We start from the raw sequence: 25,598 nt of genomic DNA, 5'->3' as shown, positions 1-25,598 counted from the left end.
ACATGCTGATGCTCGAAATCTTCGAGCGGCTGGCCCTGGCCGCCGGCCGCGAGGTCATGCGTGTCTTCCATGCCGGCTGCGCGGTCGACCGCAAGTCCGACGCCTCGCCGGTGACCGAGGCGGACCGTGAGAGCGAGAAGATCATTCTCGCCGGGCTGCGCGCCGCGTTTCCCGACATCCCCTGCGTAGCCGAGGAGGAAGCATCCGCCGGCATCGTGCCGCCGGACCTGCATGGCGCTTTCTTTCTCATCGATCCGCTCGACGGCACTAAGGAATTCGTCAACCGCCGTACCGATTTCACCGTCAATATCGCGCTGGTCCGCCATGGCGTACCGGAAGTCGGTGTCGTCTTCGCTCCATGCAGCGGCCGTTTTTTTTCGGGCCGGCCCGGCAGGGCGGAAGCCATCGAGGTCGACAACGACTACCGGATCACAGGCCGCCGGCCGATCTCGGTGCGGACGGCCGTGGAACCATTGGCCGTCGTCGCCAGCCGCTCCCACAACACACCGGAAACCGAGGCCTATATTCGCGACCTCGGTGCTGCCGAGATCGTCTCGGTCGGCTCGTCCTTGAAATTCTGCCTTCTTGCCAGCGCCGAAGCGGATGTCTATCCGCGCTTCGGCCGCACCATGGAATGGGACACGGCGGCGGGCGATGCCGTGCTGCGCGCGGCCGGCGGCATGACGCGCACGCTTGACGGCCAGCCCCTGGTCTACGGCAAGCGCAAGCAGAGAGATGACGAGGATTTCGCCAATCCGCATTTCATTGCCAGTGGCAAGGTTGGCGCCGGCGGCAGGGCAGGCGAGGCCAGCCGCAGCTGAGGCGGGCCGGCAGCTTACTCGGCTGCGGCCTGCGCCGAATTCGAGCCGATATAGTTGCGGATCGTCTCGATGATCCGGTCCTGGTCGGCTTGGCTGAGATAGGGGTGCATCGGCAGGCACAGGATCCGCTTCGGCAGGTCCTCCGACACGGCAAGGCCGGTCGGCGTGCGCGGGTAGTCGCGATAAGCGACTTGGGTATGCAGCGGCTTCACATAATAGATGACCGACGGAATGCCCTTTTCGCCGAGATGCGCCTTCAGCCCGTCGCGCTTGGGCGTCTCGATCGCATACTGTGCCCAGGCCGACCGGCTGCCGTTCAGATTGCGGGCCGCGGTGACGATATCGCCAAGCCCTTCGGCGTAGCGGTTGGCCACCACCTGGCGGGCCACCATCTCGTCTTCGAGGATGGCCAGCTTCTCGATCAGGATCGCCGCCTGTAGGGTGTCGAGCCGCGAATTGATGCCGACGCGGACATTGTCGTACTGCGTCTCGCCCTTGCCGTGGAAGGCGAACGACCTGAGCTGCTCGGCCAGCGCATCGTCATTGGTGAACATCGCGCCGCCGTCGCCATAGCAGCCGAGCGGCTTTGCCGGGTAGAAGCTGGTCGAGCCGACCGCGCCGAACGAGCCGCACATCTTGCCGTCGCTTGAGCCGCCCATCGACTGTGCGGCATCCTCGATGACCATCAGCCCTTCGCGGTTGGCGATCGCCATGATGGCATCGTAATCAGCGGCAAGGCCGAACAGATCGACGGGAATGATCGCCTTCGGCTTCAGCCGGCCTTCCTTCTTGATCATGGCGATGGCGGCCTCGAGGCTGGCAATGTCGATGTTGTAGCTATGCGGGTCGACATCGACGAACACCGGCTCCGCCTTGGCCAACGCCACCACCTCTGCGGTGGCGGCGAAAGTGAAGCTTGGCACGAACACCGCGTCACCCGGGCCGACGCCGGCCGCAAACAGCGGCAACAGCAGCGCATCGGTGCCGTTGGCGCAGGCCACGACATGCTTGGTGCCGACATAGGCGGCGAGCTTGTTCTCGAATTCGGTGACTTGCGGGCCGAGTATATAGCGGCCTTCTTCGACGACACGGTCGATCGCGGCCTTCAGCCGGTCGCGGATTCGTTCGCGCTGCGCGCCAAGATCGATGAACTGCATGTCGGCCTCAAAACGGGTTAGCCAGATAACCGGCCGCTGGTATCAGAGTTGTGCCGGGCGAGAAAGCCGCAGCAGCAAAACCGCGAATTGCGCAAGTGTCGCAGTCTGTTACCTGTATTTTCCGGCGTGTCCTTCGCGAGATGCCGGAAATCCGGCCTTCGTCGGGCCCGATCCTACCTTGATAATCCCTGAGATCGGCCCTGCGAAACATAAAGTGATCGGGAAGCCCGATCTCTCTTGAGCCCTTCGAGACCTGGTCAGGCGATCTCATGCCGCCAGGGCGGATTGGCGCCGGCCCGCGAGACGGTCACTGCCGCCGCCTTGTTGCCAAGCGCCAGTGCCTTGCCGATGGCGTCCTGCGAAAGGCCGGCGATTGCCGTCTTTGTCAGCAGGCCTTGTTCCTGCAGCGAAGCGAGGATGCCGGCATTGAACGTGTCGCCGGCGCCGACCGTGTCGACCACCTTGACCTTCTCCGTCATCACCGTGACGGCGTGTTCCTTGGTGTACCCGATTGCGCCTTCGCTGCCATGCGTGACGACGATCAGCTTCGGGCCGCGGTCGAGCCAGTTGCGGATGACATCCTCGTGCGAGCCAGCTTCGCCGAACCAGTTCAGGTCTTCATCCGACAGTTTCACGATATCGGCCATCGCCATCATGGCGCGGATGCGCCTGAGGTGCTTGGCCTTGTCAGGGATGAAGTTCGGCCTGATGTTGGGGTCGAGCATCATGACGCGGCTGTCATGCTCGCGCTTCATGAACTCCTCATAGGCAGTGCCGGCTGGCTCGGAGATCAGGCTGATGGCGCCAAACAGCATGGCCTCGATCTCGTTGCCAAGCTGCGGCAGGTCGTCGACGGTCAGCATGCGGCCGGCGGTGTTTTCATCATAGAATGTGTAGGTCGCCTGGCCGTTGTCCAGCTTGACGAAAGCAAGTGTCGTTGGCCGTGGTGACGTGTGCGCATAGGTGGAACTGACCTTGCTCGCCCCAAGCGCATCCCTGAACTGACCGCCGAACAGATCCGACGACAGGCCGGAAAAGAACCCGGCCGGCGCGCCCAGCCGCCCGAGCGCGATGGCCGTGTTGAACACGGCGCCGCCGACATAGGGGGCAAAGGCCGGCTCGCCGTTGGTCGTCGTGCGCGGCAGCATATCGATGAGGGCTTCGCCGCAGCAGAGGATCATGGCTTCCTGGTCTCCGGCGGATAGATCACGCCCTTGCGGATGATGATGTTGGCGTAGAGCCGAGGCTCGCTTGTCGCGACGATGGCATGCGCCGATTTGACCCGTGCATAGAAGTCGGCGCCGGCCAGCGCAACCACCTTGCGACCGGGCGCGCGTTTTGCGCACAGCGCCTCGATCTCGTGATGCACGGGATCGGCAAGCGAGGGATCTCCCTTGACCGAGGCGCGGAACAGCGCCTCTGGCACGGCATCGTCGACCGGCAGCACGCTCAAGATCGCGTCGAGCACCGGCAGGAGATGATGACCGTCGGCTCGGATGAGCCGGTTGGCCTGCTCTTCTGCCGGATAGTTTCCGTCGACAATCGCGATCTCGTCGCCATGGCCCATGGCGCGCAATGTCGCCAGAAGCTCCGGACCAAGCAGCGCCGGGATTCCGATCAGCATCAGGCACTCCTGGAAATCGTCGTCGAACCGATCAGGAAGCGTTCGGAGAGCGGCAGGCTGGCGCCGCCGAGCGCCCGGGCGTGGATGCCGACGGTTCCCTCGCGGACGGCAGGAAGCTTCAGGCCTTCTCCGTCGATCGTGGCGATGGCCGCGATGATGGCGTCGACCAGCCGGCGGCGCACTGCCGTCGGCATCCATCCGTCGATCACCGCTGCCTCGAAATCGATGACCGAGGATGCTGCAACGATGGCATAGGCGAGCGCCCGCGAGGCGCTGGCAATCCAGTCATCGAGTTCGGGGCCGATCTCGCCCCAGTCTTCCGGCGATGTCCACAGATGCGAAGCCTCGACGCCGCGCGCATTGAGAGCCTTTTCGAGCATGGCGATGGACGCCACATCGATCAGCTGGGTCGGCTTGCCATCCGGCCCCGGCACGGGCATCGAGCCGAGTGCTCCGGCATTGCCGGTTGGCCCGCCGAAAAGCCGGCCATTCAGCACGATGCCGCCACCGGCAAAGGCGCCGATGTAAAAATAAACGAAGTCGCGAGCAGCACCGGTCTGGCCGAAGACGAGTTCAGCGCCGCAAGCCGAAGTCGCATCGTTCTGCAGGTAAACCGGAAAATCGCACTGCGCTTGGATGTCCGCCCTGATGTCGCGGTGACGCCATTCGTCCATGACGTCGCGCGGGGCGCCGGCAGTATCGGCCCAGTTCCACAATTCGAACGGCATGGCGATGCCCAGCCCGGCGATGCGTTTGTCCTGCGCGGGCGTCAGCTCGCCGCGCATCTGCCGCATGCCGTTGCTGACGAAGTCCACTGTCTCATGCGGGGCAGGGTAGCGGTAGGAATGCTGCAGCATCGAACGGACATGGCCAAGGAAGTCGATCAGCACGAGTTCGGCGCTGCGGCGGCCGATCTTCAGGCCAATGAAATAGGCGCCGTCGGGATTGAGCGCCATCGGGATCGAGGGTTGACCGATCTTGCCGCGCAACGGCGCCTGCCGCAGCAGAAGGCCTTCTTCCTCCAGTTCGCGCATGATGACCGAAACCGTCTGCGCCGAAAGCCCGGTCATGCGGGCGATGTCGGACTTAGCCAGGCTGCCGTGCTGGCGCACCAGCGAGAGCACCAACCGCTCGTTGTGGTCCCGCATGCCGCTCTGGTTGGTGCCACGGTGCAGACGGCTCTCGGCTACCTCAGGCGAACCGTGCCTCGCAATGCCGGTCTCCACCTTTGTTCCTCCCGTCGTTTCCCCTCACTGCTTTTGGGTCAGAATGGGTGAATGGCGCAAGGCTGTCAATAATAAATAAGAGTGATTTAATTATTGACAGCAATCGTCGACTGGTGTCTGTTGCGATAAGGCGTCCATGCTGGGAGAATGTCGTGGATGCCATGGAGGCCGGTTGGCCGGCACCCGAAAATGCATCACTGGGAGGAAGTCATGGGTAAATGGAATATCATGAAGGCGGCTGTTGCCGGCCTTGCCTTTTACGGCGCTATGGCAGGCGCCTCGTATGCGGCCGATACCGTCGGCCTGATTACCAAGACCGAAACCAATCCGTTCTTTGTGAAAATGCGTGAGGGCGCTCAGGCCAAGGCTAAGGAACTTGGCGTTACCCTGATCGCCGCCGCCGGCAAGTTCGACGGCGACAATGACGGCCAGGTGGCGGCGATCGAGAACCTGATCTCGGCCGGCGCCAAGGGTTTTGCCATCGTGCCGAGCGACTCGAAGGCGATTGTGCCGACCATCAAGAAGGCGCGCGACGCAGGCCTCAAGGTGATTGTGCTCGATACGCCGCTCGATCCGATGGACGCTGCGGACGCGACCTTTGCGACCGATAACCGCAAGGCCGGCATGCTGATCGGTCAGTGGGCTGCCAAGACCCTGGGCGACAAGGCAGCGGACGCCAAGATCGTATTTCTCGATCTCGCGACCAACCAGCCGACCGTCGATTTTCTGCGCGATCAGGGCTTCATGCAGGGCTTCGGGATCGACGTGAAGGATCCCAACAAATACGGCGACGAAGACGACAAGCGTATCTGCGATCACGAAATCAGCCAAGGCGACCAGGAGAAGGGCCGCACGGCGATGGAGAACGCGCTGCAGAAGTGCCCGGATGTAAACGTGGTCTACACAATCAACGAGCCCGCCGCGGCCGGTGCGTGGGAAGCGCTCAAGGCAGTAGGCAAGGATGACGGCAGCGTGATGATCGTTTCGATCGACGGTGGTTGCCCTGGCGTGAAGAACGTTCAGGCAGGCGTAATCGGCGCGACCAGCCAGCAGTATCCGCTGAAGATGGCGGCGATGGCTCTAGAGGCGATCGTCTCGGGCAAGATTCCGGATATCGACCCGAAGATGGGCTTCCTCGACACCGGTGCGCAACTCATTACAGCCAAGCCGGTTGAGGGCGTGACGTCGATCTCGGTCGAGGAAGGCCTGAAGCTCTGCTGGGGCTGAGCGCCTTTCAACATCGTTCCATGAAGACTATTGTCCAGAACTCAAAGGGGGCGCACGTGGCGCCCCCTGACAGCGAGGCGTTGGGGAGGATTGCCTGATGAGCGACGATACCGCGGGTTCGGTCACCGCCGAACGCGGGCTGAGGGGTGCCACCGAAGCCCTGGCCAGTTTTGATGAGTCGGATGCCGGCGCGATCCGCCGCCTCCAGGCCTTCCTTCATCAATTTCCCACGTCCATTCCCTTTTTCGTTCTGCTGTTGGGTGTGGTCATCTTTTCGATTGCAGCGCCGGACAAGTTTTTTGCTCCGTTCAACTTTTCGTTGGTGCTGCAGCAGGTGACGATCATCGCTGTGCTCGGTGTGGCGCAGACGCTGATAATCCTTACGGCCGGAATCGACCTGTCCGTCGGCGCTATCATGATCCTGTGCTCGGTGGTGATGGGGCGGACCGCGGTCGTCTACGGCGTTCCGGTATTGATCGCATTTCCGCTCGGGTTGCTCTGCGGTCTGGCATGCGGCGTCGTCAACGGCCTGATCGTGACGATGCTGCGCTTGCCGCCCTTTATTGTCACGCTTGGCACCTGGAGCATTTTTGGCGCGCTGAACGTTTGGTATTCCCAGAGCGAAACCATTCGCCAGCAGGACATGGAGGCGGCGGCGCCATTCCTGCAGTGGACGGGTACGATCTTCAAACCTTATGATTTCTTCTCAAAAACGCTCGGGCTCGACTGGACCTTTTTGAAAGGCTGGGTGCTGACCTATGGTTCGCTGGTCATGTTGATCCTGGCGTTCGTTATTTGGTACGTGCTGAACAGAACGGCGTTGGGTCGACACATCTACGCCACTGGTGATGATCCGGATGCAGCCAGACTGGCCGGTATCAACACCAAACGGACCCTGATCGCCGTGTACGGGCTCGCCGGTTTCATCTGCGCGATCGCCGCCTGGGTGCTGATCGGGCGCATCGGTGGCGTAAGCCCGCAGGCTGGCCAGACCGCAAACCTCGACTCCATCACCGCTGTCGTGATCGGCGGCACCTCCCTGTTTGGCGGCCGCGGCTCGATCGTCGGAACGCTGATCGGCGCCTTGATCGTCGGCGTCTTCCGCAACGGCCTTGCGCTTTCGGGGCTTGAGTTGCTGTGGCAGGACTTCGCCGTGGGCGTGCTGATCATCGTTGCTGTCACCATCGACCAATGGATCAGGAGAATTTCGGCATGAACGTTACTCCGGTTCTCCAAGCTAGAGGCCTCAATAAGCGCTACGGCAGGGTTGTCGCCCTCGACAATGCCGATTTCGACCTGTTGCCAGGCGAAATCCTCGCTGTCATCGGCGACAACGGCGCCGGCAAGTCGACGCTGGTCAAGGCGCTATGTGGGGCGGTCATTCCGGACTCAGGCACGATCGAACTCAATGGCCAGCCGGTGCATTTCCGCTCACCGATCGAGGCGCGTGTGGCCGGCATCGAGACCGTCTACCAGAACCTTGCGCTGTCCCCAGCGTTATCGATCGCCGACAATATGTTCCTCGGCCGCGAGATCCGCAAACCGGGCTTTGTCGGACAGTGGCTGCGAAGGCTCGACCGCTCGGCGATGCAGAGGATCGCCCGTGAAAAGCTCTCCGAACTGGGGCTGATGACCATCCAGAACATCAACCAGCCCGTCGAAACGCTCTCCGGCGGTCAGCGCCAGGGCGTAGCGGTGGCGCGCGCCGCCGCTTTTGGCAGCCGCGTCGTCATCATGGACGAGCCGACCGCCGCCCTCGGCGTCAAGGAAAGCCGCCGTGTGCTTGAGTTGATGCTTGACGTCAAGAGGCGCGGGCTGCCGATCGTGCTGATCTCGCACAACATGCCGCATGTCTTCGAAGTGGCCGACCGCATCCACATACATCGCCTCGGCCGTCGCCTCGCCGTCATCGATCCCAAGCAATATACCATGTCCGATGCCGTCGCCTTCATGACGGGCGCCAAGGCCCCACCGGAGGCGGCGCTGGCGGCCTGAATTGTCAAATTGCCGCAGGGTAAGCTGGAGCAAGCTTACCTAAATCGATTGAATATGCGGCGGTATCGGCTAGCATAGGCTGGGAGGAACTATGAAAGCCGGTATGATCATGGCAACCGCACGAGAGGCAGCATGACGAGCGCGATGACATCCGAACCCCTCCCGCCACTGCTCAAAAATCCTGACCCCCAGACGCTCGCAAGGGAAGTCTTGATGGCCCTCAAATACAGGGTCGGCAAGGATACCACCGTCGCGACCCAGTACGACTGGCTCACCGCCTCGATCAAGGTCGTGCGCGACCGTGTTGTCGATCACTGGATGCAGGCGACGAAAGAGGCGTACGACCAGAAGGAAAAGCGCGTCTACTATCTGTCGCTGGAGTTCCTCATTGGCCGTCTGATGCGCGACTCCTTCTCCAATCTCGGCCTGATGGACAATATGCGCGAAGCCTTGTCCTCGCTTGGCGTCGATCTCGACCTCATCGCCGCACTCGAGCCGGATGCGGCACTTGGCAATGGCGGCCTCGGCCGGCTCGCGGCCTGCTTCATGGAAAGCATGGCGACCGTCGATATTCCCGCGCATGGCTACGGTATCCGCTACGCCAATGGCATGTTCCGCCAGGAGATTCACGACGGCTGGCAGGTCGAACTGCCCGAGACCTGGCTCGATCACGGCAACCCCTGGGAGTTCGAACGGCGCGAACGCTCCTTCGAGGTCGGGTTCGGCGGTTCAGTGGAATCGATCACTTCGAAGGACGGCCGGCTCGAGCGCCATGTCTGGAAGCCGACCGAGCATGTCCTGGCTGTCGCCTATGACACGCCCGTCGTCGGCTGGCGGGCCAACCGCGTCAACACGCTGCGGCTGTGGTCGGGCATGCCGGTCGATCCGATCCTGCTCGACAAGTTCAATGCCGGCGACCACATCGGCGCGCTTGCCGAAAGCAACAAGGCTGATGCCCTGTCACGCGTGCTCTATCCCGCGGATTCGCACAAGGCCGGGCAGGAGCTGCGGCTCAGGCAAGAGTACTTCTTCTCCACCGCCTCGCTGCAGGACATCGTCCAGCGCCATCTCAGCCAGTATGGTGATCTGAAGTCGCTGCCCGACAAGGCGGCGATCCATCTCAATGACACCCATCCGGCCATCGCGGTGCCGGAGCTGATGCGTCTGCTGATGGACGTCCACGGTATGGACTTCGACCAGGCCTGGAGCATCACCAAGCGCACCTTCGGCTACACCAACCACACGCTGCTTCCCGAAGCGCTGGAAAGCTGGCCGGTGCCGCTGTTCGAGCGGCTTTTGCCGCGCCACATGCAGATCGTCTATGCGATCAATGCCGAAGTGCTTCTGGAGGCGCGTGCCTCCGACCAGTTCTCGGACGAGCAGATCAGCCGCATCTCGCTGATCCAGGAAAATGGCGACCGCCGGGTGCGCATGGGCAACCTGGCCTTTGTCGGCTCGCATTCGATCAACGGCGTTTCGGCTCTCCACACCGACCTGATGAAGGAGACAGTGTTCGCCGACCTGCACAAGCTCTATCCCGATCGCATCAACAACAAGACCAACGGCATCACGCCGCGGCGCTGGTTGATTCAGTGCAATCCCGGGCTGACGTCGCTTTCCCGCGAGGCGATCGGCGACCGTTTTCTCGATGACATCGACGCCATCAAGGATCTCGATGCCTTCGCCGACGATCCCGCCTTTCGCGACAAGTTCGCCGCCGTCAAGCGCGCCAACAAAGTGCGGCTGGGCAATCTCGTGGCCGACCGGCTCGGCATCAAGGTCGATCCCTCGGCGCTGTTCGATATCCAGGTCAAGCGCATCCATGAATACAAGCGCCAGCTCCTGAACATCCTCGAAGCGATCGCGCTCTACGACCAGATCCGCTCGCACCCCGAGCGTGACTGGATGCCGCGCGTAAAGTTCTTCGGCGGCAAGGCGGCGCCCAGCTATCACAACGCCAAGCTGATCATCAAACTCGCCAACGACGTCGCCAAGGTCATCAACCGCGACCCGGCCGTGCGCGGTTTGCTGAAGGTGGTGTTCGTGCCGAACTACAATGTCAGCCTGGCCGAGATCATGATGCCGGCTGCCGACCTATCCGAGCAGATATCGACCGCCGGCATGGAAGCGTCGGGCACCGGCAACATGAAGTTCGCGCTGAACGGCGCGCTGACCATCGGCACGCTCGACGGCGCCAATGTCGAGATCAAGGAGTGCGTCGGCGACGACAACATCTTCATCTTCGGCCTGACCACTGCCGAGGTCGCCGAGCGGCGCAACAATGGCTACAACCCACGCGCTGTGATCGAAGCATCGCCCGAACTGGCACAGGCAGTCGCCGCCGTATCGTCGGGCGTCTTCTCGCCGGACGATCCGGAGCGTTACCGCGACTTGATCAACGGTCTCTATCAGAGCGATTGGTTCATGGTCGCCGCCGATTTCGACGCCTACACCGCGATGCAGCGCGAAGTCGATGCCGTCTGGCGCAACAGTCCCGACTGGTACGCCAAGGCAATCCGCAACGTTGCGCGTGTCGGCTGGTTCTCCTCCGATCGCACGATCCGCCAATATGCGAAAGAAATCTGGAACGTGCCTGTCTGATGTGATTGCATGAGGCCGCGAACAATCGGTCTCGTTGCATGTCGCCCAAAGTGCATAGCCGTTTTGGGACAATGACAGGCACGAAACAAACATTGGTGCATGTCGCCCAAAAGTGCCTAGCGGTTTTGGGGTAATGACATGCACAAGAACAAAGAGTCGTGCCCGGGGAGGGACACTGCCTGATGAAGAAGCCGCGCGCGACCGCTGCGACAAGCGGGCCGGACGGACTGGCGGCAGCCAGCGATGTCGCGGCGATTGTTGCCGGCACGCATGGCGATCCCTTCGCTATCCTTGGCGTTCATGAGGTCGGCAAGAGCCTGTTTGCCCGCTGCTTTGTCCCGCACGCGGAGTTCGTCACCGCCTATACGCTGACCGGCAACATCGCCGGTGAACTGTCGAGGCGCGACGACGGTGGGTTTTTCGAAGGCAAGCTGTTGATCCGCAAGCGTCAGCCGCTGCGCTATCATGCCAGGAACGCCGGCGGCGACTGGTGGCTGACGGATCCCTATTCGTTCGGTCCGGTGCTCGGGCCGATGGACGATTACTACATCGCCGAGGGCTCGCATCTGAGGCTGTTCGACAAAATCGGCGCGCATGTCATCGAGCATGAGGGTGCCACGGGCGTGCATTTCGCCGTCTGGGCTCCCAACGCGCGGCGCGTCTCGGTGGTCGGCGATTTCAACGAATGGGACGGCCGCCGGCATTCGATGCGCGACCGACGCGACACCGGCATCTGGGAAGTGTTCATTCCCGATATCGGCGCCGGCCGGCCCTACAAATACGAGATCATCGGGCCCGATGGCGTCAGGCTGCCGCTGAAGGCCGACCCGTTCGCCTTCAAGTCCGAATTGCGGCCGGCGACCGCCTCGGTGACCGCGGTGCCGCCGGCCCATCCGTGGGGCGACGAGGCCCATCGCAGTTTCTGGCGCAATGCCGATCATCGGCGCGAAGCCATCTCGATCTACGAGGTCCATGCCGGTTCCTGGCAACTTCGCGACGACGGCACGTTCCTGTCATGGGACGAACTGGCCGACCGGCTGATCCCCTATGCAGTCGAGACCGGCTTCACCCACATCGAGTTCATGCCGATCTCCGAACACCCCTATGATCCGTCGTGGGGTTATCAGACAACCGGACTTTATGCGCCGTCGGCCCGCTTCGGCGATCCCGACGGCTTTGCCCGCTTCGTCGATGGCGCTCACCGCGCCGGCGTCGGCGTCATCCTCGACTGGGTGCCGGCGCATTTTCCGGTCGACGAGCACGGCCTCGTTCATTTCGACGGCACCGCGCTCTATGAGCACGCCGATCCGCGCAAGGGCTTTCATCCCGACTGGAACACCGCGATCTACAATTTCGGCCGCCGCGAGGTGGTGTCGTTCCTGGTCAACAACGCGTTGTTCTGGGCCGAGAAATATCATGTCGACGGGCTTCGCGTCGATGCGGTCGCCTCGATGCTCTACCTCGACTATTCGCGCAAGCAGGGCGAATGGATCCCCAACGAGAAGGGCGGCCGCGAGAACCTCGAGGCGGTCAGCTTCCTGCAGAAGATGAACAAGGAGGTCTACGGCCACCATCCGGGCGTGATCACCATCGCCGAGGAGTCGACCTCGTGGCCGAAGGTCTCGGCACCGGTGCATGAAGGCGGGCTGGGCTTCGGCTTCAAGTGGAACATGGGCTTCATGCACGACACGCTGGAGTATTTCTCCAAGGAGCCGATATTCCGCAAGCACCACCACAACGATCTCACCTTCGGCCTGACCTACGCCTTCTCGGAGAATTTCGTGCTGCCGCTCTCGCATGACGAGGTCGTGCACGGCAAAGGTACGCTGCTTGGCAAGATGGCCGGCGACGACTGGCAGAAATTCGCGACGCTGCGCGCCTACTACGCCTTCATGTGGGGGTATCCCGGCAAGAAGCTGCTGTTCATGGGGCAGGAGTTCGCGCAGCGCCGCGAATGGAGCGAGGCACGCGCGCTCGACTGGAACCTGCTTGAGTTCCGCCCGCATCGCGGCGTCTGGCAAACGGTGCGCGATCTCAACTATCTCTACCGTTCGCGCCCGGCGCTGCATGGCCGCGATTGCGAACCGGAAGGGTTTTCCTGGCTGATCGTCGACGACAGCCAGAATTCGGTTTTTGCCTGGCTGCGCAGTGCACCGGGCGGCAGCCCGGTGGCGGTCATCTCCAATTTCACGCCGGTGCCGCGCGACAATTATCGCGTGCCGTTGCCGACGGCCGGAAACTGGCGCGAAATCATCAACACCGACGCCGCGGAATATGGCGGTTCCGGCAAGGGCAATGGCGGCATGGTCGAGGCGCTGGCGGAGGGAGGCGGCATCTCGGCAACGATGCTTCTGCCGCCGCTGTCGACGATCATGCTCGAACTCGTTGCGGACTGACCCCCGAAACCGGGTAACATGTCGAGACTGAGTAACTTGGGAGGCTAGAAATGGCAGACTTGAAACGGACCCAGCCGCTGGCGCGCGATGCCATGGCCTATGTACTGGCCGGCGGCCGCGGCAGCCGCCTCAAGGAACTGACCGACCGACGCGCCAAGCCGGCCGTCTATTTCGGCGGCAAGACGCGCATCATCGACTTCGCGCTCTCCAACGCGCTCAATTCCGGCATTCGCCGCCTGGGCGTCGCCACCCAGTACAAGGCGCATTCGCTGATCCGTCATCTGCAGCGCGGCTGGAACTTCCTGCGACCCGAGCGAAACGAGAGTTTCGACATCCTGCCGGCCAGCCAGCGTGTTTCGGAAACGCAGTGGTATGAGGGCACGGCCGACGCGGTTTACCAGAACATCGACATCATCGAGGCTTACGGGCCCGAATACATGGTCATCCTCGCCGGCGACCACATCTACAAGATGGACTACGAGATGATGCTTCGCCAGCACGTCGACGCCAATGCCGACGTCACCGTTGGCTGCCTCGAAGTGCCGCGCATGGAAGCCGTCGGCTTCGGCGTCATGCATGTCGACGCCAAGGACAACATCATTGCCTTCGTCGAAAAGCCCGCCGATCCGCCCGGCATTCCCGACAGGCCGGAGTTCGCGCTGGCCTCGATGGGCATCTACGTCTTCAAGACCAAGTTCCTGATGGAGCAACTGCGCCGTGATGCGGCCGAGCCGGGCTCGAGCCGCGACTTCGGCAAGGACATCATTCCCTATATCGTCCAGCACGGTAAGGCGATCGCCCACCGCTTCGCCAAGTCCTGCGTCCGTTCGACCGCCGAGAACGAGGCCTACTGGCGCGATGTCGGAACGGTCGACGCCTATTGGGAAGCCAACATCGATTTGACCGACGTCACGCCGGAACTCGACCTCTACGATCGCGACTGGCCGATCTGGACCTATGCCGAATTGAAGCCGCCGGCAAAGTTCGTGCATGACGAGGATGGCCGCCGCGGCTCCGCCGTTTCCTCGCTGGTCTCGGGCGATTGCATCGTCTCGGGTGCCTCGCTGAAGAGAAGCCTGATCTTCACCGGTGCGCGCATCAATTCCTATTCGACGCTCGAAGAAGTGGTCATGCTGCCCGACGTTCATGTCGGCCGGAACGCAAAGTTGAAGCGCGTCGTCATCGACCATGGTGTTAGGATACCGGAAGGGCTGGTGGTTGGCGAAGACCCCGTCCTCGACGCCAAGCGCTTCCGTGTTTCTGAAAAGGGCATCTGCCTGGTCACCCAGGACATGATCGACAAGCTGGCGCTTTAGAGCAATTCCAGGAAAAGTGTGAAACGGTTTTCCGTCCGGAATTGGGTCAAGACAAAGGGCTCTAGGACAGACAGGATCGGATTGTAGGCGCATGCAGGTTCTGTCGGTCACGCCCGAGATTTTTCCGCTGATCAAGACCGGCGGGCTTGCCGACGTGACCGGTGCGCTGCCCATCGCACTGGCGGCCAAGGGCGTGACCATGCGCACGCTTATTCCCGGCTTTCCGACCGTGATGGCGGCCTTCAAGAAAAAGAAGGCCGTTCTGCAATATCCCTTGCTGCAGGGCGCCAAGGCCTCCGTCCATTCCGTCCAGCTCGCCGGGCTCGAACTGTTCGTGCTCGACGCGCCGCATCTGTTCGACCGCCCCGGCGGCCCCTATGGCAATGCGACCGGCGTCGATTGGCCTGACAATTGGCGGCGTTTCGCGGCGCTGAGCCAGGTCGGCGGCGACATCGCCGGCGGGGCCATCTCCGGCTACCAGCCCGACATCGTCCATGCCCATGACTGGCAGTCGGCGATGACGCTTGCATACATGCGCTACGGCAAGGCGGTTGGTGTCCCCTCGATGATGACCGTCCACAACCTTGCCTTCCAGGGCCAGTTCGGCGCCGGCATCTTCGGCGAGCTTGGCTTGCCGGCGGTGGCGATGGCGCTCGACGGCGTCGAATATTATGGCGGCGTCGGCTTCCTCAAGGCCGGCCTGCAAGCGGCCTGGGCAATCACCACCGTCAGCCCGACCTACGCGCAGGAGATCCGCTCGGCCGAATTCGGCATGGGCCTCGACGGCCTTATCAACATGCGCTCCAGCGATCTCTATGGCATCGTCAACGGCATCGACACCGGCATCTGGGACCCGGAAACCGACAAGCATCTGGTCTCCGACTATACGGCCGCGACGCTGAAGGCGCGCGCGCCCAACAGGGCTGCCGTGGAGGACCGCTTCGGCCTCGAGCGCGACGACAGCCCGATCGTCTGCGTCATCAGCCGCCTGACCTGGCAAAAGGGTATGGACATACTGGCGATGGTCGTCGACGGCATCGTTGCCAGGGGCGCCCGGCTGGCCATCCTGGGTTCGGGCGATGCCGGCCTCGAAGGCGCGCTGCTCGCAGCCGCAGCTCGACATCGTGGCCGCATCGGCGTCGTCATCGGCTATGACGAGGGGCTGTCGCACATCATGCAAGGCGGCTGCGACGCCATTGTCATTCCCTCGCGCTTCGAACCCTGCGGGCTGACGCAGCTTTACGGCCTGCGCTATGGCTGCGTGCCGCTGGTTGCCCGCACCGGCGGCCTGGCCGATACGGTCATCGATGCCAACGAGGCCGCCGTCTCGGCCGGCGTCGCGACCGGCTTCCAGTTCGCGCCCAACAATGGCGGCGCCCTGCTGCACGCCGTGCGCCGCCTCGTCGACGCACATGCCAGTCCGGCGGTCTGGGAATCGCTGCAGCGCCAGGGCATGAAAGCCGATGTGTCGTGGGACAAGAGCGCCGAAAAATATGTCGAACTCTATCGCTTGCTGCTTTCGAAAAGGGTTGCCTGAAGCATGATACGGACCGTCCCCACCAAGCCCTATCCCGACCAGAAACCCGGCACGTCGGGCCTGCGCAAGAAGGTGCCGGTGTTCCAGCAGGAGCACTATGCCGAGAACTTCATCCAGTCGATCTTCGACGCGCTCGACGGGTTCAAGGGCAAGACCCTGGTGATCGGCGGCGATGGCCGCTTCTACAACCGCGAGGTCATCCAGAAGGCGATCGCCATGGCCGCCGCCAACGGCTTCGGCAAGGTGATGGTCGGGCAGGGCGGCATCCTGTCGACGCCGGCCGCCTCGCATATCATCCGCAAATACAAGACCTTCGGCGGCATCATCCTGTCGGCCAGCCACAATCCGGGCGGTCCGCACGAGGATTTCGGCATCAAGTACAATGCCGGCAATGGCGGTCCGGCGCCGGAAAAGCTGACCGACGCGATCTTCGAAAAGACCAAGACGATTGCGAGCTTCAAGACCACCGATATCGAGGCGATCGACATCGACAAGATCGGCACGGTCAAGGCCGGCGGCATGACGGTCGAGATCATCGATCCGGTCGCCGACTATGCCGAGCTGATGGAAAGCCTGTTCGATTTCGACGCCATCCGCGCCAATTTCAAATACGGCTTCCGCATGCGCTTCGACGCCATGCACGCGGTGACGGGCCCCTACGCCAAGGAGATCCTGGAAAACCGGCTTGGCGCGCCCAACGGCACCTGCCGCAACTTCAAGCCGCTACCCGATTTCGGTGGTCACCATCCGGACCCCAACCTCGTCCATGCCAAACATCTCTATGACGAGATGATGGGGCCGGACGCTCCGGATTTCGGCGCCGCCTCCGATGGCGACGGCGACCGCAACCTGATCATCGGCAAGGGCATATTCGTCACGCCGTCGGATTCGGTCGCCATGCTTGCCGCCAACGCCCGCCTGGCTCCCGGCTACAGCGAAGGCCTGAAGGGCATCGCCCGCTCGATGCCGACCAGTGGCGCGGCCGATCGCGTCGCCGAAAAACTCGGCATCGGCATCTATGAAACTCCGACCGGCTGGAAGTTCTTCGGCAACCTGCTCGACGCCGACATGGCGACGATCTGCGGCGAGGAAAGTGCCGGAACCGGCTCAAACCATGTCCGCGAAAAGGACGGCCTGTGGGCGGTGCTGCTGTGGCTCAACATCCTCGCCGCGCGCGGTGAGAGCTGCAAGCAGATCGTCACCGAGCATTGGGCGACCTATGGCCGCAATTACTATTCGCGCCACGACTATGAGGAGGTCGAAAGTGACCGCGCCAACGCGCTGGTCGACGAACTCCGCGCCAAGCTCGGTTCATTGCCGGGGACCAAGGTGCGCGGCATGACGATCGCCAGCGCCGACGACTTCGCCTATCACGATCCGGTCGACGGTTCGACCAGCGAACACCAGGGCATCAGGGTGCTGTTCGAAGGCGGTTCGCGTGTCGTCTTCAGGCTTTCGGGCACGGGCACGTCGGGCGCGACTTTGCGCGTCTATATCGAGCGCTACGAGCCGGACACGTCGCGGCACGATCTCGATACCCAGGCCGCCCTTGCCGATCTGATATCGGCGGCCGATGATATTGCAGGGATTCGCAGCCATACCGGCCGCGCCAAGCCGAGTGTCATCACTTAATGAAATCTGCGATGCCGGCCGATCAGCGGCCGCGATTTGGCGGGCTTGTTTCGGAGGGCGGCATTCGCTTTGCCGCATGGTCGCAGGCCGCCCGTCGGCTCTGGGTCTCGATTTTTGACGAGCAGGGCAACCAGGAAATCGAACGGCTTGAGCTGCAGCTGGAAGGCGAGGGCGTGCATGCGCTCTTCGTCGCCGGTCTTGGCCCAGGCACCCGCTACGGGTTTCGCGCCGATGGCGACTATGCGCCGGATCGCGGCCTATGGTTCGACCCCGAAAAAATGTTGATCGATCCCTACGCCCTCGGGATCGACAGGCCTTACGCCTATGACTGGCAGCTGACCCGGCGCCGGGGCGAGGGCCTCGATACCGCGCCGCTGATGCCAAAGGCCATTGCCGCTGCCTTGCCGAAACCAGTGCCGGCAGCGCCGCCGCTGTTCCAGCCCGGCGGCCTGATCTACGAAGTGCCGGTGCGCGCCTTCACCATGCTGCATCCGGACATTCCCGAGAACCTGCGCGGCACGGTCGCTGCTCTCGCCCATCCTGTGGTTATCGAGCACCTGAAAAAGCTCGGCGTCAGTGCTGTCGAATTGATGCCGGTGACGGCGTCGATCGATGAACGGCACCTGCCGCCGCTCGGGCTGCGCAACGCCTGGGGCTACAATCCCGTCACCTTCATGGCGCTTGATCCACGCCTTGCGCCTGGCGGCATCATGGAATTGCGGAACGCGGTCGCCGCGCTACGGCAGGCCGGCATCGGCGTCATTCTGGACCTTGTCTTCAACCACACCGGCGAGAGCGACCGGCTCGGGCCAACACTGTCGCTGCGCGGTTTCGACAACCAGGCCTATTACCGGCACACGCCGGACGGCAGGCTGGCCAACGACACCGGGACGGGTAACACGGTGGCATGCGACCACCCGATCGCTGGGGAGATGGTCCTCGACACGCTTCGCCATTTTGTCCGCTATGCCGGCGTCGATGGTTTCCGCTTCGACCTGGCGCCCATTCTGGGACGGGTCGAAGGGACATTCGACGACGAGGCGCCGTTGCTGAAGGCGATGGGCGAGGACGTGCTGCTGGCCGATCGCGTGCTGATCGCCGAACCTTGGGACATCGGTCCGGATGGCTATCAGCTCGGGAATTTTCCGCCGCCTTTCCTCGAATGGAATGACAAGTATCGCGATGATATCAGGCGCTTCTGGCGCGGTGACGCCGGCATGGTCGGCGCACTGGCGACCCGGCTTTCCGGTTCGTCCGATGTGTTTGCGGCAAACGAACAAAGCGCCAGCCGCACGGTCAATTTCATCGCCGCCCATGACGGCATGACCCTGACCGACATCGTGCGCTACGAGCGCAAGCACAACCAGGCCAATGGCGAGCAGAACCGCGACGGCCACAATGAAAACCTGTCCTGGAACAACGGCGTGGAAGGCGATGCGGACAAGCCGGCCGTAGCTACGGCGCGCCTCAACGATCAGCACGCGCTGCTCGCCACCTTGTTTGCCTCGCGCGGCACCATCATGCTGACGGCCGGCGACGAATTCGGCCGCAGCCAGCAGGGCAACAACAATGCCTATGCGCAGGACAACGCGATCACCTGGCTCGACTGGGCCGGGCGCGACCAGGCGCTGGAGCATTACACGGTCCTGCTTTCGACGCTGCGCCGAGCGGTGCCGGCACTCTCCGACACGCGCTTTCTCACGGGCCGGCCACCAGGAAATTCCGACATAGCGGACGTCGCATGGCTGACCGAAACAGGCGCGCCGCTCGACCAACAAAGCTGGCAGGACCCGCAGCGGCACCGCCTGGTCATGATTCTGGGCGGCGACAGCGATGACGAACGCCGTCTTGCGGTGCTGATCAACGGCGACCGCCGGGCCTGCATTTTCACCCTGCCGCCTCGCGAGGGATTTTTCTGGGAGCCGGCCATTGAAACGGCTGAGGCGGCCGACATCGAGCGGCCGGTATCGGGGCGGTCGGTGATCTTCATGATCGAACGCGCAGCTGCACAGGCCGGCACAGGGGAGAAGCGCAATGGCGGCAGGTGACCGGATCGGATGGTGGCGTGGCTGCGTCATCTATCAGATCTATCCGCGCTCCTTCCAGGATACGACCGGCGACGGCAGCGGCGATCTGCGCGGCATCGCCAACCGCCTGGAGCATGTCGCCTCCCTTGGTGTCGACGCCATCTGGCTGTCGCCCTTCTTCAAGTCACCGATGGCTGACATGGGCTACGACGTGTCGGACTATTGCGCCGTCGATCCGATGTTCGGTGGCATGGAGGATTTCGATGCGCTGGTCGCCGAGGCGCATCGGCTCGGCCTGAAAGTCATCATCGACCAGGTATTGTCGCACTCATCCGACAAGCACGAATGGTTCGTCGAAAGCCGCTCCAGCCGCGACAACCCCAAGGCCGACTGGTATGTCTGGGCCGATACCATGCCCGATGGCGGCGCGCCCAACAACTGGCTCTCCGTCTTCGGTGGCCCGGCCTGGGAGTGGGATTCGACCCGCCGGCAGTACTACATGCACAATTTTCTCGCTTCTCAGCCGGATTTGAATTTCCACAATCCGGAGGTCCACGACGCGCTTCTGGAAACGGTACGGTTCTGGCTGGAGCGTGGCGTCGACGGCTTTCGGCTCGACACGGTCAACTACTATGTCCACGACCGCTGGCTGCGCAGCAATCCACCCTTGGCGTCAAGCGTCGCCGGCACCAACAGCGAGACCAACACCTACCTCTACCAGGAACATCTGTTCGACAAGACGCAGCCGGAAAACCTGGCGTTCCTCAAGCGCTTCAGGGCGCTGCTCGACGAGTATGACGACCGCGCCGCCGTCGGCGAGATCGGCGATGAAGGCCGCTCTTTGCAGACGCTCGCCGCCTACACCACCGGCGGCGACAAGCTCCATATGTGTTACACCTTTGACCTGCTTGGCCCACAATTCTCGGCGGCGCATGTGCGGGGCTGTGTCGAAGCCTTCGAGGCGGCGGTGTCCGACGGCTGGGTCTGCTGGGCGTTTTCCAACCATGACGTGGTGCGCCACGTCACCCGCTGGACGAGGCCCGACAGCGATCCCGATACGGTCGCAAGGTTCTCGATCATGCTGCTCTCCTGCCTGCGCGGATCGATCTGTCTCTACGAGGGCGAGGAACTCGGCCTGGAGGAGGCGGAACTCGCCTTCGAGGATCTGCGCGATCCCGTTGGCATCCGCTTCTGGCCGGGCGTCAAGGGCAGGGACGGCTGTCGCACGCCGATGGTCTGGGAGGCCGGTGCCGACAATGCGGGCTTCTCCACCGGTAAACCGTGGCTGCCGATACCGGCCAGCCATCGCGACCGCGCGGTCGACGTCCAGAACGCCGACACCGCCTCGGTGCTCGCCTTCTATCGGACCATGCTCGCCTTGCGCAGGGGGCATCCGGCGCTGGTCGGCGGTTCGATCCAGTTTTTCGATGCGGACGGCGAAATTCTCGCCTTCATCCGCGAAGACGGCGGTGAGAAACTTCTCTGTGTCTTCAACTTCGCCGAGGAGCCGGCGAATTGGCCGTTGCCGCCGGATACAGGAGCTGTCGTGGCTATTGATGGTGGCCGCGGGGTTGTTGAAGAGAGCCAGATCTCGCTGCCGGCGCTTGGCTGTTTCCTTGGTCAGCTCGACTGATTCAGTGCTTCGGCCGCCGCTTGCGAGGAAGGTGATCCCGCTTGGGCTGCTGATGCCTTATTGAACGAGAACCGCGCGCCCGCAGGTCGCACCGGTGACACGCACATCGGCCTGGCCGACGCCGATACCGAGCGCCGAAAGCACGTTGTAGAGCAGGTCGTCGACCGGCGCCGTTACGCCGTTCAGCACGGCCATGACTGCCGGCTTCACCGTTGCGAGCAGTGCGGTCAGATCGATTCCGAGACCAAGCGCATTGACCGAAAGCGACAGGTTGCCGACCAGCGATGTGGTCAGCGACTGCGATATGTTGCGCGTCGAAACGGTCTTGACCGTCTTGTTGGCGATGTCGGTCGCATTGAAGTTCAACGTCGTCGGGCTATTGTTGGTGATCGCGGTGGCGGCGGAACCCATCACCTGTATCAGCGGAATGTTGATCAGCAGCATATGGAGGCTCACATCCGCGATCTCCGCGTCGGTGAACGTCTGCGGCTGACTGAAATCGCCGAAGCCTGAACTGTTGCTGTTGGCCAGATGCAGCGAGGCGATACCCGGGTGCGCGGCGATGGAAACATTGATGCTGGAAGGCCCGGTCGGACAGGTGATGTCGGTCAGTTTGGCTTCGGCATAGGCGACTTCCACATTGAGCGGCAGATTGACGGCCAGCAGGCTGATACCGCCGCCGAGACCGGGCGTGCCGACACCGACGCTGGCAACCAGTTTGATGCGCGTCTGGGCGGTGCGCACCACGGTTCCGATGCCATCGACCGCCAGCCATGGCGAAGATTGCATCGGCTCGCCAATGGCAATGGTAAGCGCCGTGGACAGAAGCCCGGGTACGGTGGCGCCAAGATTGACCTGGGCCTGGTTGGTGCCGTTGGCCAGTACGGCGGCAGCGGTCAGCATGCCCATGGCGTTGGTGTCTAGCCCAAGGCCGGTTGGTCTTTGCCCGAGAGCCAAGCTGCCGACTGAACCGAGATCGACAAGCTTGTTGAGCGGGATCTTGCCCGTGCTGGTCGATTTCGAGGCGATGGTCTGCAGCGCCAGCTTGGCCGTGTTGCCAAGCCCGGGCACGTTGGCCATGGCGGTGGCGATCTGGCCGACAGTCGCATTCGATGCCAGCACGTCCGAATAGGTGACGCCGGTCAGGCTCAATTGTGTGGCAAGACCGTCTATGAACGAGAGCACGCTGACATCGGCCGAGATCAACCCGTTGTAGTCCATGACGCTGAGCGAGATGTTGCCGCCGAGAAGTCCACTGAGCAGCGCGTTGAGAATGCCGCCATCGACGCTGAGCAACCTCGACCCGACCGAGAACGTCGCCTGCGGCGTCATGCTGGCGGTGGCCTCGGTGCCGATGACGGGAGTGGGGAGCAGCGAACTCGCGAAATAGCGGGCAGGGATCTTCTTCAGGGTGACACGGACGGCATTGTAGGGCGTTACGCCGGACTGGAAGCGTTGGCTGACATTGGCGGTTGATGCCGCGTAGCGGCCGGGCGTGACCGACACGACGGTTTTGCCGACGGCCGGCGCGATCGTCTGTCCCGAGCCTTGAACGACCACGCCCGGCATGCCGTTGTCGGTCAGCGTGGTCACGACAGCGGTGTCGACTTTGGTGATGTTCGAGGCAGCGGTGATCGCAGCAAGGTCCACCATTGCCTGGGCTTCGCGGCGCTCGGTATAGATCGAGGCTTCGTCGATTGCCACCGCAGCCAGCGCCAGCGCGACCGGCGCGCTCAACGCGGTCATGACGGCGATGTTCGCCTGTCTGTCGGCCAGCATCAATCGGGCGAGCCGGCCGATCGCATCGCAAGCCCGCAGCAGCATTCAGATGCCCCCGACCCTTATCGTTGACTGGCGCTTGATCGTACTTCCCGGCATGGCGATGCCCGGGAAGAGATTCCAGATCGGCAGGTTGCGGGCATCGTACTGGATGGACACCACGAACTGGCTTCCGTCGGCCGTGCTGTCGTTGGCCTGGTAGGTCAACTTGCTGGCATCCACGAAGGGATACCCGCCGGCATTGTTGGTGACGAAGCTGGCGACGAGCGTCTGGCGCTCGGTCTGGTTCAGTCCGGCAATTGCTGTGCGGGCCGCATCCGCCGCGATCTGCTGGATCGAGTTTGCGGCGCCAAAATATATGCCGTATGCAACCATTCCGAGTAGAAGGAGGATGAAGATGGGCGAGAGCAGTGCGAACTCAACCGCAGAAGTACCGGATTCTTCTTGAAATTTCCGCATTAACTGACGGATTTCTATTGATTTACTTGTCCAGGTACTCATGACTGCCACGCGTCTGAGATGGAATCGTATAAAAGGCACCCATAATGTAACTTCTGGTTGCTTAAGAACGCATTAACACATTCCGGCAAACTGGCGCGGCCACAGATTCCGGGTGAAGAATGGCGTCGAGATGAGGAAACCAAGTCAAGCTTCTGGTTTCGGCTGGTGTTTCGGCCGTCACGGCACAACTTTCGTGCCGCCTTACTTTGGGTGACCCAGAGAGTCTGTTGAAATAAAAATTCTCCGCGTTAGTGTCTGGGCACCAGCCGCAGGAAGGGAACCGGCGGCGCGCTCAAAGGGGTCAGACATCGGCTCCGGGGCGTCAACACTCAAAGGCGCGCCGACGGCAGCGCCGACAGGGAGAACTTCATGCTGAGAAACATGCTGAAGGCGACGGTGTTCGCCACGACGATGGCATTGGCAGCCGGCACATTCTACACGCCGGCTTTCGCCGAGACCGTCTACAACAGAGGCGCCGCCGCCGAGGCGGAGACGGTCGACCCGCACAAGACCTCGACCGTCTACGAAGCCGATATCATTCGCGACCTGTTCCAGGGACTGGTCATGCACGATCAGAAGACGAACCTCATACCGGGCGCCGCCGAAAGCTGGACCGTATCGGATGACGGCACCGTCTACACCTTCAAGCTGCGCAAGGACGGCTTGTGGTCGGATGGCAGCCCGGTGACGGCGGACGACTTCGTCTACTCCTTCCGTAGGCTGGAGGATCCGGCCACCGCCGCCGAATACGCTTCCATGCTCTATCCCGTGAAGAACGCCGAGGAAGTCAACACCAAGAAAGGCAAGCCCGAGGATTTGGGCGTCAAGGCGATCGACACCAACACCCTTGAAGTGACTCTGAAGGCGCCGACGCCCTACTTCCTGGAGATGCTGACCCACCAGGCCACCTATCCGGTCAACAAGGCCTCAATCGAAAAGCTCGGCGCCGACTGGATCAAGGCGGGCAATCTCGTTTCGAACGGCGCCTATACGCTGGCCGAGTGGATTCCCAACGACCACATGAAGCTGGTCAAGAATCCGAAATTCTGGGACGCCGCCACCGTCAAGATGGACGTCGTCAACTATATCCCGACCGAAGACCGTTCATCGGCGATGAAGCGCTTCGAGGCCGGCGAACTCGACAGTTACGGCGACCTGCCGACCGAACAGCTCGCTGACCTCAAGGCCAAGTTCGGCGCTCAGGTCCGCGTCGGACCGTATCTCGGCACCTACTACTATGCGATCAAGACCGACAAGGCGCCTTGGGACAATGTCGAGCTGCGCAACGCCATCTCGATGGCGATCGACCGCGATTTCATCGCCGAAAAGGTCTGGCAGAACTCGATGCTGCCTGGCTATTCGATGGTGCCTCCGGGCATAGCCGGCTACACGCCGGCAATGGCCAAATACGCCGACATGCCGCAGATCGACCGCGAGGACGCCGCAAAGAAAATCCTCGAGAAACTCGGCTATACGCCCGAGCATCCGCTGAAGATGGAGATCCGCTACAACACCTCGGAAAACCACAAGAACACCGCGGTCGCCATCCAGGAACAGCTGAAGCCGCTTGGCGTCGAGGTCACGCTGCTCAACACTGACACCAAGACCCACTATTCCTTCCTCGAGCAGAAGGGCAATTACGACGTGGCGCGTGCCGCCTGGATCGCCGACTACAAGGATCCCGAGACCTTCCTCGGCATCACACGCAAGGCCAGCGGCAACAACTATTCGAGCTATGTCAGCCCGGCATATGAAGCGGCAATGGACAAGGCGGCGGCTGCCGGTGGCAAGCCAGAAGAGCGCATGAAGGACCTTACTGAGGCCGAGCGCATCCTTGTCGACGACGTCGGTAACATTCCGCTTCTCTACTACAGCTTCCACGATATCGTTTCCTCGAAGCTGCATGGCTTCGACGACAATGTGATGGATGTGCATCCGTCGCGCTTCATCAGCAAGGACTGATCCCTGGCCAAGCCGCCGCGCATTGAATGCGCGGCGGCGCTGGTTTGCCATCGCATCGGCCCGGGAACCGGAATCGCTTTTCGGCAATGTCGGTGCGAAGATTTGAAGGCTAGAGTGCAATCGTCCAACTGGACGCGCGCTGCTCTGGATCAAGCGGGGCACCG

General features: G+C 62.5%; 18 protein-coding genes. 12 read left to right on the top strand and 6 right to left on the bottom strand.

The annotated features are described in order from the left end of the window. Positions 1-8 precede the first annotated feature (8 nt). The gene (gene cysQ / locus AC1D08_RS05430; protein ID WP_457151342.1) at positions 9-821 is read left to right on the top strand and encodes a 3'(2'),5'-bisphosphate nucleotidase CysQ; all 813 of its coding nucleotides are present in this window, start codon (positions 9-11) and stop codon (positions 819-821) included. A gap of 14 nt (positions 822-835) precedes the next feature. Here cysQ and AC1D08_RS05425 read toward each other — a convergent pair whose 3' ends face one another. The 4 genes from AC1D08_RS05425 to AC1D08_RS05410 all read right to left on the bottom strand — a co-directional run bounded on the left by AC1D08_RS05425 (position 836) and on the right by AC1D08_RS05410 (position 4,828). Then, positions 836-1,978, bottom strand: coding sequence for a DegT/DnrJ/EryC1/StrS family aminotransferase (locus tag AC1D08_RS05425; protein WP_457151335.1), 1,143 nt, complete (start codon positions 1,976-1,978; stop codon positions 836-838). A 257-nt stretch (positions 1,979-2,235) separates the two neighbouring features. After that, on the bottom strand, positions 2,236-3,159 hold the full coding sequence (locus tag AC1D08_RS05420) for a carbohydrate kinase family protein (RefSeq protein WP_457151334.1): 924 nt from the start codon (positions 3,157-3,159) through the stop codon (positions 2,236-2,238). Continuing rightward, positions 3,156-3,602 (bottom strand): RbsD/FucU family protein, encoded by a 447-nt coding sequence (locus tag AC1D08_RS05415; protein WP_095089731.1) that lies wholly within the window; start codon positions 3,600-3,602, stop codon positions 3,156-3,158. The genes AC1D08_RS05420 and AC1D08_RS05415 overlap by 4 nt, the downstream gene beginning before the upstream one ends. Next, complete coding sequence (locus tag AC1D08_RS05410) at positions 3,602-4,828, bottom strand: ROK family transcriptional regulator (RefSeq protein WP_457151333.1); 1,227 nt, start codon at positions 4,826-4,828, stop codon at positions 3,602-3,604. Before AC1D08_RS05410 ends, AC1D08_RS05415 begins: the two co-directional genes overlap by 1 nt. Before the next feature lie 210 nt (positions 4,829-5,038). On the opposite strand from AC1D08_RS05410, the gene AC1D08_RS05405 reads away from it, so the two are divergent. The 10 genes from AC1D08_RS05405 (at position 5,039) to bglA (ending at position 21,192) form a co-directional block, all read left to right on the top strand. Beyond that, positions 5,039-6,055, top strand: coding sequence for a substrate-binding domain-containing protein (locus AC1D08_RS05405; RefSeq protein WP_457151332.1), 1,017 nt, complete (start codon positions 5,039-5,041; stop codon positions 6,053-6,055). 97 nt (positions 6,056-6,152) lie between these two features. Further along, positions 6,153-7,271 carry an ABC transporter permease gene (locus AC1D08_RS05400; RefSeq protein WP_457151331.1) on the top strand — a complete coding sequence of 373 codons (1,119 nt, stop codon included), beginning with the start codon at positions 6,153-6,155 and terminating at the stop codon, positions 7,269-7,271. Next, positions 7,247-8,050: an ATP-binding cassette domain-containing protein gene (locus AC1D08_RS05395; RefSeq protein ID WP_457151330.1), complete on the top strand. Its 804-nt coding sequence runs from the start codon at positions 7,247-7,249 to the stop codon at positions 8,048-8,050. Before AC1D08_RS05400 ends, AC1D08_RS05395 begins: the two co-directional genes overlap by 25 nt. A 132-nt stretch (positions 8,051-8,182) precedes the next feature. Then, on the top strand, positions 8,183-10,651 hold the full coding sequence (locus tag AC1D08_RS05390; RefSeq protein WP_457151329.1) for a glycogen/starch/alpha-glucan phosphorylase: 2,469 nt from the start codon (positions 8,183-8,185) through the stop codon (positions 10,649-10,651). A gap of 182 nt (positions 10,652-10,833) precedes the next feature. After that, the gene (glgB, locus tag AC1D08_RS05385) at positions 10,834-13,047 is read left to right on the top strand and encodes a 1,4-alpha-glucan branching protein GlgB (RefSeq protein WP_477226151.1); all 2,214 of its coding nucleotides are present in this window, start codon (positions 10,834-10,836) and stop codon (positions 13,045-13,047) included. A 50-nt stretch (positions 13,048-13,097) separates the two neighbouring features. Further along, a complete protein-coding gene (gene glgC, locus AC1D08_RS05380) occupies positions 13,098-14,363 on the top strand; it encodes a glucose-1-phosphate adenylyltransferase (protein ID WP_477226152.1) in 1,266 nt (421 codons plus the stop codon). Positions 14,364-14,454: 91 nt separating this feature from the next. Beyond that, complete coding sequence (gene glgA, locus AC1D08_RS05375; protein WP_457153596.1) at positions 14,455-15,900, top strand: glycogen synthase GlgA; 1,446 nt, start codon at positions 14,455-14,457, stop codon at positions 15,898-15,900. A gap of 3 nt (positions 15,901-15,903) precedes the next feature. Beyond that, on the top strand, positions 15,904-17,532 hold the full coding sequence (locus AC1D08_RS05370) for an alpha-D-glucose phosphate-specific phosphoglucomutase (RefSeq protein ID WP_457153597.1): 1,629 nt from the start codon (positions 15,904-15,906) through the stop codon (positions 17,530-17,532). A gap of 11 nt (positions 17,533-17,543) precedes the next feature. Continuing rightward, entirely contained in the window at positions 17,544-19,580 is a 2,037-nt protein-coding gene (glgX, locus tag AC1D08_RS05365) for a glycogen debranching protein GlgX (protein WP_477307657.1), read from the top strand. Beyond that, complete coding sequence (gene bglA / locus AC1D08_RS05360) at positions 19,567-21,192, top strand: beta-galactosidase BglA (protein WP_477422696.1); 1,626 nt, start codon at positions 19,567-19,569, stop codon at positions 21,190-21,192. Before glgX ends, bglA begins: the two co-directional genes overlap by 14 nt. A 57-nt stretch (positions 21,193-21,249) precedes the next feature. Here bglA and AC1D08_RS05355 read toward each other — a convergent pair whose 3' ends face one another. After that, entirely contained in the window at positions 21,250-23,016 is a 1,767-nt protein-coding gene (locus tag AC1D08_RS05355; RefSeq protein ID WP_477422694.1) for a hypothetical protein, read from the bottom strand. Beyond that, positions 23,017-23,472, bottom strand: coding sequence for a TadE/TadG family type IV pilus assembly protein (locus AC1D08_RS05350; protein WP_477226157.1), 456 nt, complete (start codon positions 23,470-23,472; stop codon positions 23,017-23,019). It abuts the gene before it with no gap. A gap of 369 nt (positions 23,473-23,841) precedes the next feature. Here AC1D08_RS05350 and AC1D08_RS05345 point away from each other — a divergent pair, with 369 nt between their 5' ends. After that, complete coding sequence (locus AC1D08_RS05345; protein WP_477226158.1) at positions 23,842-25,434, top strand: peptide ABC transporter substrate-binding protein; 1,593 nt, start codon at positions 23,842-23,844, stop codon at positions 25,432-25,434. Positions 25,435-25,598: the final 164 nt, after the last annotated feature.

The sequence above is a fragment of the Mesorhizobium sp. P2_E6 genome (assembly GCF_056403835.1).
The sequence above is the reverse complement of the archived record's forward strand: the minus strand, read 5'-3'. Positions and strand labels throughout refer to the sequence as shown.